Below are 14679 nucleotides of genomic sequence, written 5' to 3' on the forward strand. Positions count from 1 at the left end.
CCCGATGCCACCGGGCCGTCCCCTCTCGCCCGGTTCCTCGCCGGTCGCCGTCGTCGGCATGGCCGCGCTCTTCCCCGGAGCGCCGGACCTCGGCACGTACTGGGACAACCTCGTGCGGGGCGTCGACGCGATCACCTCCGTCCCCGCCTCCCGCTGGGACGCCGGGCACTACGATCCCGGCCCGGACGGCGTGCGCCGCGCCGACCGCGTCTACTGCGGGCGCGGCGGCTTCGTGGACGACCTCGCCGAGGTCGACGTCAGCGCGTTCGGCATCATGCCCGCCTCCGTGCCCGCCACCGAGCCCGACCAGCTCCTCGCGCTGCGCGTGGCCTCGCAGGCGGTCGAGGACGCGGGCGGCGCCGGGCGGCTCTTCGCCGACCGTGCCGACCGGCGCCGTACGGGGGTGATCCTCGGCCGCGGCGGCTACCTGACGCCCGGCCTGGTCCGCCTCGACCAGCGGGTGCGTACGGCGGGCCAGCTCGTGCGCACCCTGCGGGAGCTGCTGCCCGACCTCGGGGAGGAGCGGCTGGAGCGGGTGCGGAGCGCCTTCACCGAGCAACTGGGCCCCGAGGCCCCGGAGTCGGCCATCGGCCTCGTGCCCAACCTGGCCGCCTCCCGGCTCGCCAACCGCCTCGACCTGCGCGGCCCCGCCTACACGGTGGACGCCGCGTGCGCCTCCTCGCTCATCGCGGTCGACCACGCGGCGCGGGAGCTGGAGAGCGGCCGGTGCGACGTCGTCCTCGCCGGAGGCGTCCACCACTGTCACGACATCACGCTGTGGAGCGTGTTCTCGCAGCTCGGCGCGCTCTCCCGGAGCGAGCGCATCCGGCCCTTCCACCGGGAGGCCGACGGGGTGCTCATCGGCGAGGGCACGGGCGTCGTGGTGCTCAAGAGACTCGCGGACGCCGAGCGCGACGGCGACCGGATCTACGCCGTGATCACCGGCACGGGAGTCGCGGGCGACGGCCGTACGGGCAGCCTGCTCAGCCCCGACTCCGCGGGCCAGGCGGAGGCGATCCGCGAGGCGTGGCGCCGGGCCGGCCTGGACCCCGCCGAGCCCGGCGCCCTCGGCCTCCTCGAAGCCCACGGCACCGCCACCCCGGCGGGCGACGCCGCCGAACTGGAGACGGTCGCCGAGGTCTTCGGCACGCCCGACGAACTGCCGGACGACGCGGCACGCGGCGTCATCGGCTCGGTCAAGTCCATGATCGGGCACACCATGCCGGCGGCCGGGATCGCCGGGCTCATCAAGGCCGCGCTCGCCGTGCACCACGGCGTCCTCCCGCCGACCCTGCACTGCGACGAGCCGCACCCGGCGCTCGCCCGTACCCGCTTCACGACCGTGGACACCGCCGTCCCCTGGGAGGACGGGCGGGCCGGTGCCGGTGCCGGTGCCGTACGCCGCGCGGCCGTCAACGCGTTCGGCTTCGGCGGGATCAACGCCCATGTCGTCCTCGAACAGCCCGCGTCGTCGGCTGTCGCTCGTACGAGCGTCGAGGTGCGCGAGCCCGAGCGCGTACTGCGGCTGGCGGCACGGACCCCGGACGAGCTGGCCCGGCTGCTGGACCGCGACGACGCGGAACTCCTCGCCGCCGCGCCGGACGACACCGGGCCCGGACCGTACGGACCGGTGCGGCTCGGCGTGGCCGATCCGACGGCCAAGCGGCTCGCGCTCGCGCGCAAGGCGGTCGGCCGGGGGCGGCCGTGGCGCGGCAGGAACGACGTGTGGTTCGTCCCCGCACCGCTGCTGGGCGAGGCGGGCGGCGGCGGGCTCGCCTTCGTCTTCCCGGGCCTCGAAGCGGACTTCGACCCGAACTGTGCCGACGTGGCCCGGCACTTCGGGCTGCCCTGGGCGCTCTCCGGCACCGGCACTGGTTCCGGTTCCGGTTCCGGTTCCGCCACGGTCGGCGACGTCGGCCGCCAGGGCACCGGCGTCTTCCAGCTCGGCCGTCTGCTGCACTCCGCGCTGGAGCGGATCGGCGTCGTCCCCGACGCGTTCGCCGGGCACAGCCTCGGCGAGTGGACCGCCATGGCCGCGGCCGGGATCCACGCCCAGGACGAGGTGGACGCCTTCCTCGCCTCGTTCGACCCCGACGAACTGCGCGTGCCGGGCCTCGCCTTCGCGGTGATCGGCGCGTCCGCCGAGAGCGTCGTGGAGGCCCTCGCGGGCCAGACGGAGGTGGTGCTCTCGCACGACAACGCGCCCAGCCAGGCCATGATCTGCGGCCCCTCGGAGGCCGTCGAGGCGTACGTCGCCCGCTTCCGCGCGCAGGGCGCGATCTCCCAGGTCCTCCCGTTCCGCTCGGGCTTCCACACCCCCATGCTCCAGCCCTATCTGGACCCGATACGGAAGGCGGCCGAGACCTACACGCTGCACCCGGCGCGGCTCCCGGTCTGGTCCGCCACCACCCTGCGCGAGTACCCCTCGCACCCCCAGGACGTACGCGAACTCTTCGTCCGCCATCTCCTGGAGCCGGTCCGCTTCCGGCTGCTCGTCGAGGCGATGTACGACGCCGGGTTCCGCGCCTTCGTCCAGCTCGGCGCCGGTCAGCTCGGCTCGCTGATCGCGGACACCCTGCGCGGCAAGGACCACCTCGTGGTCCCCGCCCACTCCGCGCACCGCTCCGGCCTTCCCCAACTGCGCCGCGTGGCCACGGCGCTGTGGGCCGAGGGCGCCGCACCCGACGCGGCGGCGCTCCGCCCGGGCCGCCCCGCCGGAGCACCCACGGCACGCCGCCGCGCGGCGCCCGTACGGCTCGACCTCGGCGGCGCGCTCGTCTCCCTGGACGAGTCCACCCGTACGGAGCTGGGCGCGGCCCTGCTCCCGGCGCCGGGTCCCGTGGCGGGCGCACGCCCCTCCGCGCTCGACCCCCTCCGGGCCGGGGACCCGCTGGCCGCCGAGTTCTCCGCGCTGCTCGACGACACCGCGGCGCTCGCGGCGGACGTGCTCACCGCACGGAGCAGCACCGCAGCCGCACCCCCCGTCCCCTCACCACCCCCCGTCCCCCGCGAACTCCGCGCCTCCCTGCGGGTGTCCGTCGACGCGATGCCGTACCTGCTCGACCACTGCTTCTTCAAGCAGCCCCCGCAGGCCGACCCCTCCGAGGGCTGGCCGGTCGTGCCCGGCACCACCGTCATCGGGCACCTGACGGAGTTCGCGGAGCGGGCGGCGCCCGGTCTGCGCGCGGTGGCCGTGCACGACGTACGGCTCAACCAGTGGATCACCGCCGTCCCCGCCGTGGATCTCCCCGTCCACGTCGTCCCCGAGCCGCCGCACCCCTCGGGCGCGGTCCGCGTGACGGCCACGCTCGGGCCGTACGCGCGGGCCACCGTCGAACTCGCCCCGGAGCACGCGCGGAGACCGCCCGCCGCGTGGACGTTCGACGCGGACGACGAGCGCCCCTGCGAGCTGACGGCACGCGAACTGTACGAGCGGCGCTGGATGTTCCACGGCCCGCGCTTCCAGGGCGTCACCGAGCTGACCGCGACCGGCGACGCGCACGTACGGGGCGTCCTCACCACCCCGCCCGCGCCGGGCGCCCTGCTCGACAACGTCGGCCAGCTGCTCGGCTACTGGATCATGTCGCGGCTGCCCACCCGCACCACCGTCTTCCCCGTCGGCATGCGGGAGATCCGCTTCCACGGCGCGCACCCCGCGCCGGGCGAACGGCTCGACTGCCTGGTCCGCGTCGTCTCCGTCACCGACACCACTCTCGAAGCCGACATGCAGCTCGTCCACGAGGGCCGCGTCTGGGCGGAGCTGCGGGGCTGGCGCGACCGCCGCTTCGACAGCGACCCGCGCATCCGCCGGGTGGACCGCGAGCCGGAGCACCACACCCTGTCCGAGGTGCGGGAGGGCGGCTGGACCCTCGTCCACGAGCGGTGGCCCGACCTGGCCACGCGCGAGCTGATCATGCGGAACATGCTGGCGGGGGAGGAGCGCGCCGCCTACGAGACGCACGCGCCCCGGGGCCGCCGCCAGTGGCTCCTCGGCCGTATCGCGGTCAAGGACGCGGTGCGGCAACGGCTCTGGGACGAGGGGAGCGGCGGGATCTTCCCCGCCGAGCTACGGGTCGCCAACGACTCCGCCGGACGCCCGTACGTCACCGGTGCGTACGGACGTGTCCTTCCCCCGCTCCGCGTCTCGCTCGCCCACCGGGCCGAGGCCGCGGTCGCGCTCGTCCGCGCCGGGACCGGCCCCTGCGGCATCGACATCGAGGAGGTCGCCGAGCGCCCGGCCGGCACCCACGAGGCCGCGCTCGGCGTACGGGAACGGGAGCTGCTCGACTCCCTCGTCCGGGAGACCGGCGAGCCCGAAGCCCTGTGGTTCACCCGCTTCTGGGTCGCCAAGGAAGCGGTCGCCAAGGCACGCGGCACCGGACTGGCCGGGGCCCCGAAGAGTTTCGAGATCACCGACGCCACCGGCACGGAACTCACCGTCCGCACCGGCGGCGAGACCTGCCGTGTCCGCCACCGAAGGGCGGCAAATCCGCCCGGACTGCCCGCCAGGGACTACGTCGTGGGCTGGACGGCCGCCCATGAGGATGAGGAGGAGAGCGAAGATGACCGCTGACACGACCGCCGACGTCGTGCTGGACGACGTCACCGGGATGCTGCGCGAAGTGCTCGGCGAGTACGGGCTCGACGACGCCGAGATCACCATGGACACCCTGTTCCACGACGACCTCGAACTGGAGAGCATCGACCTGGTCACCCTCTCCGCCGCGCTGCGCGGCCACTACGGCGACAGCGTCAACTTCGCCGCGTTCATCGCGGACCGCGGGCTGGAGGAGATCATCGAGCTGACCGTGGGCGACCTGGTGCGGCACGTCGTGGACTCGCTCCCGACCGGGGCGGGCCGGGCATGACGAAGATCCGCGTCGGCGAACTGGACGTCCACGTCCAGCGGATGGCGGCGGAGGGGCCGCCCGCCGACGGACCGTCACCGTCCCACGGGGACGGCCGCCCACCGCTCGTGGTGCTCGTCCACGGCCTGCTCATCGACAGCCTGGCGAGCTACTACTTCTCTCTCGGCCCCGCCTTCGCCGCGCGGGGCATGGACGTCCTCATGTACGACCTGCGAGGGCACGGCCGGACCGGGCGCCCCGCCACCGGGTACCGCCTGGAGGACTTCGTGGCGGACCTCGACGGGCTCCTCGACGCGTTGGGCGAGGACCGTCCCGCGCACGTCGTGGGCAACTCCTTCGGCGGCGCCGTCGCCTACGGGCTGGCCGCGGCGCACCCCGGCCGCGTGCGGTCCGTCGTCGCGATCGAGTCCGAGCCCCCGGTGGCGTCCTGGGCCGCGAAGATGGCCGAGGGCCTCAACGGCGAAGAGGGCGGCCTGGTGGTCAAGGAGGTGCGCACCTGGCTCGCGGGGGACCCCGAACGCAACGCGCGCCCCTTCCAGCTCGCCGGGCGCATCCTGGACGACACCACGATGGCCGAGGACATCCCGCGCAGCGCCGTCCTGGACGACGGACTCACCGGCATCCGCTGCCCCGTCTTCGCCCTCTACGGCGCCGACTCCAAGCTCTCCGCGCAGGCCGGGCAGCTGGCCGCCACGCTCCCGCGCTGCCGCACCGTCGTCCTGCCGGGCCAGGGGCACTCGGTGCTCGTGGAACGGACCAAGGAGACGGCCGACCTGCTGCTCCACTGGCTCGGGGACGACATCCACGACGAGACACACGACGAGGCACACGACGAGATCCACGACGACATCCACCGCACCGGACCGGAGGCCGACTAGATGGGCCGGTTCCTCTTCGTCGTGCCGCCCCTGGTCGGCCACGTCAATCCCGCCGTCGGCACCGCCGCCGCGCTCGCGGCACGCGGTCACGACATCGCCTGGGCGGGTCCGCCGGACCTGGTCCGACGGCTGGCGGGGCCCGACGCGCGCGTGTTCCCGTGCGTCCCCGACGATCCGGAACCGGACCGGAACGGGACGATCGAGGGGCGGACGGCCCGGCTCAAGGGACCCGCCGCCTTCCAGTTCCTGTGGGAGAGCTTCCTCGTCCCGCTGGCGGACCACATGGCGCCCCGGGTACGGGCCGCCGCCGAGGAGTTCCGCCCGGACGTCGTCGTCGCCGACCAGCAGACCGTCGCGGGCGGCCTCGTCGCCGACGCGCTCGGCCTGACCTGGGTCACCTCGGCGACGACCTCGGCCGAACTGGTCGACCCGCTCGCGGGCATGCCCAAGGTGGCGGCCTGGCTGGACGGGCTGCTGGCCGACCTGCGCGACCGGATCACGGACGGCGGGGGCACCGCCGACCCCCGGATGTCCCCGTACGGCGTCGTCGCGTACACCACCCGCGCCCTGCTCGGCCCGGCCGAACTGCCCGAGCGCGTCTGGCTGGTCGGCCCCTCCGTCACCGACCGCCCGGCGCCCGACGACGGCTTCCCCTGGGAGTGGCTGAAGGAGGCCGACCGCACGGTCCTGGTCACCCTGGGCACCGCCAACGCGGACGCGAGCGGACCGTTCCTGAACGCCGCCGCCGAGGCGCTCTCCGGCATGACCGGGTCCGGGGTCCGCGCCGTCGTCGTCGACCCGGCGGGGAGCGTGACCGGCGCCGCCGGGAACGTGCTCGTGCGCCCCCACGTGCCGCAGCTCCCGCTGCTCGCCCGGGTGGACGCCGTCGTCTGCCACGCCGGGCACAACACCGTCTGCGAGGCCCTGTGGCACGGCGTCCCGCTGGCCGTCGCCCCGATCAGGGACGACCAGCCCATCGTGGCGGGCCAGGTCACCGACGCGGGCGCCGGCGTACGGCTGCGCTTCGGCCGCGCCGACTCGCGTCGTATCGCGGACGCCGTCACGACGCTCCTCGACCCGGCGAACGGGCACCGCGAGGCGGCCCGCGCGATCGGCCGCTCCTTCCACGAGGCGGGCGGCAGCGAGACGGCGGCCACCCGCCTCGAAGCCCTCCTCGCCCCGCCGGGAGAGGGGACTGCGCCCCGATGACCCACGACGACGAGATGACGTCCGACGACGCGCCGCCCGGGTCCTTCGGCTCGCTCCTCCGGCGGGCCCGCCCGTACTGGCGCGCGCTCGCGCTCTCCCTGGTGCTGAGCCTGCTGGCCAGCGTGTCCGGGCTCGTGCAGCCGAAGTTCGCGCAGACGATCCTCGACCGGCTCGCCACGGGGGAGAGCGTCGCCCGGCCGATCCTCGTGCTGGCCGTGCTGCTCGTCGGGGGCGCGCTGCTGACCGGCGCCAACGCCTGGCTCCAGCAGCGCACCTCCGAGCGCGTGGTCCGCCAGGTCCGGCGCGACCTCGTGGAACGGCTGATCCGGCTGCGCGTGCCCGAGCTCGACCGGCGCCCGCCCGGCGACCTCATCGCCCGGGTCACCGCGGACAGCACGCTGCTCAAGAGCGCCGCCACCGAGGGGCTGATCATGTCCGTCAACGGGGCCCTGACCTTTGTCGGGACTCTGGTGATGATGGCCACGCTGCACGCGGGGCTGCTCCTCGCGACCCTGCTGGTGCTCGCGCTCGTCGGGCTCGTGATGACCGTCGTCCTGCCCCGGATCCGGCGGGCCGTCGCGCGCGAGCAGAGCGCGGTGGGCGCCGTCGGGGCCCTGCTCGACCGCACCCTCGGGGCGACCCGCACGGTCAAGGCCAACGGCGCCGAGGAGCGCGAGACGCGGGCCGCGCGGGACGCGGTGGAGGAGTCCTACCGCGCGGGCCTGGTCGGCGCCCGCTACAGCGCCGTCGTCACCATGCTCGGCGGCGCCTCGATCCAGACGGCGTTCCTCGTGGTGCTCGGGCTCGGCGGGGTGCTCGTCGCGGGCGGCGACATGGACGCCTCCGCGCTCATCGCCTTCCTGCTGTACGTGTTCTTCCTCTCCAGCCCGATCGCCTCCCTGGTCGGCGGCGCCGGAATGCTCCAGCAGGGCCTGGGCGCGGTCGGCCGTATCGACCAGGTCGAGGAGATGGCGGTGGAGGAGGACACCGCCCCGGTGTCCGCGGAGCGCGCCCCCGGACCGCCCCCCGCGGTCGAGGCCGTCGGCGTCGAGTTCGCCTACCCGGGCCGCTCGCCCGTGCTGAGCGGCGTGAGCTTCACCGTGCCCGGCGGCACCCAGACCGCGCTGGTGGGGCTGTCGGGCGCGGGCAAGACCACCCTGTTCTCCCTGCTCCAGCGGTTCTACGAGCCCACCGCCGGGTCCCTGCGCATCGGCGGCCAGGACATCGCGTCCCTGCCGCGCGCCGAGGTGCGCCGCCGGATCGCGTACGTGGAGCAGGACGCGCCCGCACTCGCCGGGACCCTGCGCGACAACCTCCTCTACGCGGCGCCCGGAGCCGGCGAGGAGGAGATCGCCGAGGCCCTGCGCGCCACCCGCCTCGACACCCTGCTGGCCCGCCTGGACCAGGGGCTCGACACCCCCGTCGGCGCGCGCGGCGTCACCCTCTCCGGCGGCGAGCGCCAGCGGCTGGCCATCGCGCGGGCCCTGCTGCGGCGCCCGCAGGTGCTGCTCCTGGACGAGGCGACGGCCCAGCTCGACGCCCGTAACGAACAGGCGCTCGGCGAACTCGTCGCGGGCCTCGCCCGGCACTGCACCGTCCTGCTCATCGCGCACCGCCTCTCGACGGTGGTCGAGGCCGACCAGATCGTCGTCCTCGAACACGGCACGGTCCGCGCCGTGGGCACCCACGGCTCCCTGATGGACGCGGACGGCCTCTACCGCGAATTCGCCGCGAGCCAGCTCCTGGCCGCCGGGGCCGCTGGGGCCGCCGGGGCTGCCGGGGCCTCCGGGGGACGGAGCCCGCACATGCCGCTGTGACCAGTGCCACACATCGGCACAGGAAACCCTCGACGCACACCGGGCGTCGAGGGTTTCATGGTCATCCTCCGCGGTGCCCGTACTCCGCTAGCATGATCGAACTTACGACGATCAGCCTGACCGTTCCGCCAGAACTCAACAAATCGGCCGAAAAATTGATAACTAACGCATCGCGGAATTCCTCGCGAGTGAAACGCATAACTGAATACGCCGGGTGGCGCCAGCCCCGAGTGCTGCTGTGGATCACGGCGGGCGTGGTGGGCCTCGGATTCCTCGTCGCGCTGGAGATCGCCGCGCGCCATTACGGGACGCCGGGGCCGGTCACCATGCAGGTGCGCGAGGTGATCCTCACCCCGAAGTCGGGGCCCCTGCTCTACGCCAGCCTGGGGCTGACGATGGTGGTGCTCACCTGGCGGGAACGGGCGCTCGCCGCGGCCGTCGCCATCGGCATCGACATCCTCTACCTGCCGTTCCGGTGGGCGTTCGACGCCAAGATGTACTTCGGCAACGGCGCGCTGTGGGTGATCATCGGCCTCGCGGTCATCGCTGTCACGCGCCGCACGGGGCAGGAACGGTCGCTGCTGCTGAAGGGCGTCGGGCTGGGCCTGCTGCTGGTGGCCGGGCGGAAGACGGGCGAGACCTGGCTGCTCATCACGTCGAAGACCCGCCCGATGGTCCTCGACCAGTACGTGGCGACGGCCGACCACGCGCTGGGCAATCCGTCGTGGCTGGTGGGACGGATCGTCGAGGCCACGGCGCCGGTCGGCACGAACATCCTCGACTGGGTCTACGCGCAGCTCGCGGTCGGCGCGGTCATCGTCGCGGCCTATCAGCTGCGGAACGTGGCGTCCGAGCGCCGCTTCCCCAGCCACCACCTGGTGCGGACCTTCCTGGTGATCGGCCTTCTCGGACCGGCCTTCTACATGATCTTCCCGGTGGTCGGTCCCATCTTCGCCTACGGCGCCGACGGCGGGCACTGGGCCGTGGCCAACCTCTGGCCGGACACACCGCCGCCGTTCACGGTCCCGGAGCCGATGCCGCACGACGGGATCACCCCGCGCAACTGCATGCCCAGCCTGCACACGGCATGGGCCGTGGTGATCTTCGTGCACTCCCGCAAGGGACCCTGGGCGCTGCGCCTCCTGGGCACGCTCTGGCTGATCACCACGCTCGGCGCGACGCTGGGCTTCGGCTACCACTACGGGGTGGACATCATCGCCGGTGTGGTCTTCGCGCTCACCATCGAGGCGGCGATGCGCTCGCTCGTCCACGGCTGGAACCGGCAGGGAATCCAGTTCGCGGCCTACGGCACGGCGGTCTTCACCGCGTACCTGCTCTCGTACCGCTATCTGCCGACGGAGATGGCCGAACACCCCTGGGTGTTCGGACCCCTCCTCATCCTGGCGATGCTCTCGGTGATCCACTTCTACATCCGCACCACCAAGGTCCGGGAATCGGAAGCGACCCCGGCCCAGCGCCCGGAACCCCAGCCCGAACCGGCCTGACCGCCGTCAGGCCACGAGGAGACGGAGGCCGAGCTCCGCCGCGTCGAGCGCGACGAGGTCGCGGTTGCGCTCGGTCCACCGCCCCGTGGCGAGGTCGTCCCGGAGGCCGTCCACCGCGCGCTGCTCGGCCTCCGGACCGACCCTGGTCCAGACGGACACCGCGCGCCGCACCTCCTCGTCGAGGTACGCCTCGGGGCGGCGCCAGTGGGCCTCGAAGAAGCCGTCGGCGCAGTCCCACGGGATGAGCACCGGCTCCGCGCGGCCCCCGATCGCGTGGGTCAGGTCGGAGAGCGACGGCCAGTCGCTCATCAGACCGGCGAACTCGGGCAGGTAGTCACGGGTGAGCCAGAACCGCTGCCGCCAGCCGGTGCTGCTGGCGTCGTACGTGAACACCACGACGCGGCGGGCCACGCGCCGCATCTCGCGCAGCCCGGCGACCGGGTCCGGCCAGTGGTGGAGGGTGCTGACCGCCATCGCCGCGTCGAACGACTGGTCCGCGAACGGCAGGCTCTCCGCGGAGGCGGCCACGCACGGTGCCGCTCCCGGCGGACGCTGCGCCCGCATGACCGCCGACGGTTCGACCGCGGTGACGTCGCGGTCGGTGGGCTCGTACGAGCCGGTGCCCGCGCCGACGTTCAGCACCGTCCCCGCGTCCCCGAGCGCGTCCCAGATCCGCGCGGCGATCCGCGGCTCGGTGCGCCGCGTCGCCGGATAGGCGGAGCCGATGGACTCGTACAGCTGCGCGCCGAACACCCTCAACTGCTCCTCCGCCGTCGTCCAGATCCCCATGGCACGTGCCTCCAGCTCCTTGTCGATGGCCGCCACCGTGACGGCCGCGCGGTCCCGCTGCTCCAGCAGCAGGCCGCGCAGCCGGTGCAGATGGGCTACCGCGTCGGTGGACGCGTCGTCGACCAGGTCCGCGATCTCGCGCAGCCCGAAGCCCAGCCGCCGGTAGGCCAGCACCTCCCGCAGGCGCTCCACGTCGCCCGCCGAGTAGGCCCGGTATCCGGCCGGCGTCCGGGCGGAGGGCCGCGCGAGACCGATCTCGTCGTAGTGATGCAGCGTGCGGACGCTCACCCCGGCCAGCTCCGCCACGCGCCCCACGGTCAGTTGTTCTTCCACGTCCCTGACAATGCGGCATCACGTCACGTGAGGGTCAAGCGCCCCGCCTCCCGGCCCTATTCGGTGCGCAGGGCCGTGGCCGTCCGGGCCCTGGCCGCCCAGCCCGCGGGCAGGAGCGCGCCCAGCACGGCGATGAGCAGGCCGCCGAGGGCGAGCGGGAGCAGCTCGGCCGCGTGGTAGACGGCGATCACGGAGTCGGGGAAGCGGAGCCCCACGCTCTCGCCCATCGCGGGGAGGACCCAGCCGTGCAGGGCCACGCCGAGCGGTACGCCCACGGCGCCCGCGACAAGGCCGGTCACGACGACCGAGGTGAGGACCATCGCGACGGTCTGGCGGGGCGTCATCCCGAGCGCCTTGTGGACCCCCAGCTCCCGGACGCGCTCGCGGGTGTCGAGCAGCACGCCGTTGAGCACGCCGAGCCCGGCGACGGCGACGAGCATCAGCGTGAGGAGCGCCGAGAGCGCGTTGAGCGTGACGACCATGTCGCCCCCGGCGCCGAGCCCGCCCGCGCGGGCGGTGCTCCCCAGCGGCGCTAGCTCCTTGTTGAGCGCGGTCACGTAGGCGGGTACGGCGGTGCCGGACGCGACCTCGATGTGATGGCTCGTCTCCGTGAGATCGGGGTGCGCGCCCTTGAGGCTCGCGGCGTCGGTGAAGACCTGCATGCCGTCGTTGCGGGGGTCGAGGACCTCACCCACGATCCGGACCCTGACCGGCCGGTCCAGGCCGTCGAGGGTGACCGTGTCGCCGACACGGGTACCGGTGGCGGACAGGAAGGGGGTCGGGACGACGGCCTCGCCGGGTCCGTCGATCCAGCGGCCCGAGACCATCGCGTAGCCGCCCCACGACGCGTCGCCCGTGAAGGCGACCACGTCGACGGTGCCGGTCAGCCCGGCGACGTTCGCGCGTACGGTCGAGGCCCGGTAGTACCTGCCGGTCCCGTCGGCCGACTTGACGGCCGCGGCGACCGCGTCGGGGTCGGCCCGGGGCTTCCGCCGCTCCTCGCCGCCGGGCCCCGGAGGGCCGAAGTCCGGCAGGGGCGCGGGCACGACCACGTCGGCGACGTCGTGGGACTTGGCCTTCATCACCTCGCCGAGCGTGGCGCCCATCCCCACGGTGAACGTGACGGCGACGGCGCCGAGCAGGACCGCGGACCCCATGGCCAGTGCCCGCCCCGGCCGCGCGAGGGGCCGGGCCAGGCCCAGTGCGAGCGGCAGCGGCAACGGCAGCCGTCCGGCCAGCCGGGCCGCCCACCGCCCGCGCCGCGCCGAGGAGTTACGTCCGGAGGAGTCACGTCCGACGGCGAGCGCGTCGACCGTACGCAGCCGTCCCGCCCGCCAGGCGCTCGCCCACGCGGTCACCGTCACCAGGCCGAGCGCCCCGGCGATCACCGTCACGTCGACCCAGGGGGCGACGGACAGGGACGAGGAGCCGTACACCTCTTCGGTCTCGGCCAGCACGGGCACGGCGAGCAGATGGCCGACGAGCACGCCGAGGACCGTGCCGACGGCGGCCGGGACCAGCGCCTGGCCCACGTACGCGCGGACGACCTGGGCCGGGGTGAAGCCGACCGCCTTGAGGATGCCGATGCGCCGCGTTCCCGTACCCACGGCCGACGCGACGACGTTGCCGACGATGAGCACCGACATGACCAGCCCCAGGGCGCCGAACGCGACGAGGAACGGGACGTATACGGCGGTGTCACGCTCGGCGGACCTCTTCACGGTGAGCCAGGACTGCTCGCCCACGGCCGCGCCCCGCGGCAGCGACCGCGTGACCGCCTTGCCGCCCGCGGTGATCCGCGCGGCGGTGTCCGCCTCGGCGAAGCGGTAGAGCATCTGGTAGCCGCCGCTGCCGGGCGCGGTGAGCGCCGCCGTCTGGGACGGCGCCACCCACGCGTCGGCGGTCCCGGTGACCGAGCGGGCCACCCCGACCACCGTCAGCGTCGGGCCGCCGGGCAGCCGGGAGAACGCGAGCCTCTTGCCGAGGGTGGGGATGACCGAGGAGCCAGCGGAGAGCACGATCTCCCCGTCACGGGCGGGCCACCGGCCCTCCAGCAGCGCGACCTTGTCCGGCCCCCGGCCGGGACGGTCCCGGCCGACCACGGTCATCGGCCACCCCGGACCCGTCCCGTCCGCCTTCGGGGTGACCGTCGCCGTGCGGAACGGACCGGCCGCGCCGCTGACTTCCCCCGCGCCCTTCGACCTCGTCAGCTGAGCGGCGCTCACCTTGTCCGCGTCGAACCGCATCGAGAGATGCGCGCCCTGCTGCCGGTCGAAGGCGTCGTCGAAGGGCGCGCTGGAGATCACCAGCAGCGAACCGCCGAGCACGGAGGCCGCGACGGCCATCAGCGTGGCCAGACCGATCACCAGCGTCTGCACCCGGCGCCGTCCCACGCCCGCGCGCACCACATTGCCGAGCGCGCTCATCGGAGGGCCTCCGGGGTCTCCGGCGTCTCCGGGGCGACGGCCCGCGACGGAACGTCCTCGGTGATCCGGCCGTCGGCGATCCTGACCGTACGGTCCGTGCAGGACCGGGCCAGTGCCAGGTCGTGGGTGACCACGACGACCGTCTGGCCCTCGGAGTTGAGCGCGCCGAGCAGCTTGCTGACGTCCTGTCCCGCGGCCGTGTCCAGGGCGCCGGTCGGCTCGTCGGCCAGCAGCAGCGCGGGCCGGTTCATCAACGCCCGTGCCACCGCGACGCGCTGCCGCTCGCCGCCCGACAGCCGCCCGGGGTGGGCGCGGGCATGCCGGCCGATGCCGAGGTTCTCCAGCAGCTCGGCCGCCCGGCGGCCCGCCTCGGCGCGTGCCATGCCCGCGAGCCGCGCGGGCAGGACGACGTTGTCGGTGACGGTCAGATCGTCGAGCAGGTTGAAGAACTGGAAGACCATGCCGATCCTCGACCGCCGGTGGAGCGCCGAACCGGCCTCGTCCAGCTGGTCCACCCGTACGCCGTCCACCGTGACCGTCCCCGTGTCGGGCCGGTCCAGGCCCGCGATCAGGTTGAGCAGCGTGGACTTGCCGCTGCCGGACGGGCCGAGGACCGCGACGGCCTCGCCGCGCCGCACGGTCAGCGACGCGTGCTGGAGCGCGGGCGGACCGTCGTCGTAACGGCGGCTCACCTCGCGCAGTTCGATCACCGGCGTGCTGCTGCTCATCGAAGTCTCCTAGGTTCGGGCCGATCGGCCGCCTGAACGCTAGGAGCGGGCCCGGCCCGTACGCGTCGGCCGCCCGGACCCCTTGCCGTACCGAGCGGGGAGGAGCCGCGCACACGTCATCCCTGC

General features: G+C 74.3%; 9 protein-coding genes. 6 read left to right on the forward strand and 3 right to left on the reverse strand.

The window, feature by feature from the left end:
• Window positions 1–4: 4 nt before the first annotated feature.
• The 6 genes from ACGF3A_RS14855 to ACGF3A_RS14880 all read left to right on the forward strand — a co-directional run bounded on the left by ACGF3A_RS14855 (window position 5) and on the right by ACGF3A_RS14880 (window position 10277).
• Window positions 5–4573 carry a beta-ketoacyl synthase N-terminal-like domain-containing protein gene (locus tag ACGF3A_RS14855; protein WP_393730678.1) on the forward strand — a complete coding sequence of 1523 codons (4569 nt, stop codon included), beginning with the start codon at window positions 5–7 and terminating at the stop codon, window positions 4571–4573.
• Entirely contained in the window at window positions 4563–4868 is a 306-nt protein-coding gene (locus ACGF3A_RS14860; protein WP_393729620.1) for an acyl carrier protein, read from the forward strand. The genes ACGF3A_RS14855 and ACGF3A_RS14860 overlap by 11 nt, the downstream gene beginning before the upstream one ends.
• Window positions 4865–5746 carry an alpha/beta fold hydrolase gene (locus tag ACGF3A_RS14865; RefSeq protein WP_393729622.1) on the forward strand — a complete coding sequence of 294 codons (882 nt, stop codon included), beginning with the start codon at window positions 4865–4867 and terminating at the stop codon, window positions 5744–5746. The genes ACGF3A_RS14860 and ACGF3A_RS14865 overlap by 4 nt, the downstream gene beginning before the upstream one ends.
• Window positions 5747–6955 carry a glycosyltransferase gene (locus ACGF3A_RS14870; RefSeq protein WP_393729623.1) on the forward strand — a complete coding sequence of 403 codons (1209 nt, stop codon included), beginning with the start codon at window positions 5747–5749 and terminating at the stop codon, window positions 6953–6955.
• Window positions 6952–8772 (forward strand): ABC transporter ATP-binding protein, encoded by a 1821-nt coding sequence (locus tag ACGF3A_RS14875; protein WP_393729624.1) that lies wholly within the window; start codon window positions 6952–6954, stop codon window positions 8770–8772. The genes ACGF3A_RS14870 and ACGF3A_RS14875 overlap by 4 nt, the downstream gene beginning before the upstream one ends.
• Before the next feature lie 197 nt (window positions 8773–8969).
• On the forward strand, window positions 8970–10277 hold the full coding sequence (locus ACGF3A_RS14880; protein WP_393730680.1) for a phosphatase PAP2 family protein: 1308 nt from the start codon (window positions 8970–8972) through the stop codon (window positions 10275–10277).
• 6 nt (window positions 10278–10283) lie between these two features.
• Here the strand turns inward: ACGF3A_RS14880 and ACGF3A_RS14885 are convergent, their stop codons facing one another.
• The 3 genes from ACGF3A_RS14885 to ACGF3A_RS14895 form a co-directional block, all read right to left on the reverse strand.
• The gene (locus ACGF3A_RS14885) at window positions 10284–11372 is read right to left on the reverse strand and encodes a methyltransferase domain-containing protein (protein ID WP_393730681.1); all 1089 of its coding nucleotides are present in this window, start codon (window positions 11370–11372) and stop codon (window positions 10284–10286) included.
• 83 nt (window positions 11373–11455) lie between these two features.
• Window positions 11456–13825 carry an ABC transporter permease gene (locus ACGF3A_RS14890; RefSeq protein WP_393729626.1) on the reverse strand — a complete coding sequence of 790 codons (2370 nt, stop codon included), beginning with the start codon at window positions 13823–13825 and terminating at the stop codon, window positions 11456–11458.
• On the reverse strand, window positions 13822–14553 hold the full coding sequence (locus tag ACGF3A_RS14895) for an ABC transporter ATP-binding protein (protein ID WP_393729628.1): 732 nt from the start codon (window positions 14551–14553) through the stop codon (window positions 13822–13824). Before ACGF3A_RS14895 ends, ACGF3A_RS14890 begins: the two co-directional genes overlap by 4 nt.
• Between the last annotated feature and the right edge of the window lie 126 nt (window positions 14554–14679).

Source organism: Streptomyces sp. NPDC048172 (genome assembly GCF_043202595.1).
In the GTDB taxonomy this organism is placed as follows: Bacteria; Actinomycetota; Actinomycetes; order Streptomycetales; family Streptomycetaceae; genus Streptomyces.

Coding starts and splice junctions, on each gene's coding strand:
- ACGF3A_RS14895 (WP_393729628.1), bottom strand. CDS start 14,553: ATGAGCAGCAGCACGCCGGTGATCGAACTGCGCGAGGTGAGCCGCCGT.
- ACGF3A_RS14870 (WP_393729623.1), top strand. CDS start 5,747: ATGGGCCGGTTCCTCTTCGTCGTGCCGCCCCTGGTCGGCCACGTCAAT.
- ACGF3A_RS14855 (WP_393730678.1), top strand. CDS start 5: ATGCCACCGGGCCGTCCCCTCTCGCCCGGTTCCTCGCCGGTCGCCGTC.
- ACGF3A_RS14890 (WP_393729626.1), bottom strand. CDS start 13,825: ATGAGCGCGCTCGGCAATGTGGTGCGCGCGGGCGTGGGACGGCGCCGG.
- ACGF3A_RS14875 (WP_393729624.1), top strand. CDS start 6,952: ATGACCCACGACGACGAGATGACGTCCGACGACGCGCCGCCCGGGTCC.
- ACGF3A_RS14860 (WP_393729620.1), top strand. CDS start 4,563: ATGACCGCTGACACGACCGCCGACGTCGTGCTGGACGACGTCACCGGG.
- ACGF3A_RS14865 (WP_393729622.1), top strand. CDS start 4,865: ATGACGAAGATCCGCGTCGGCGAACTGGACGTCCACGTCCAGCGGATG.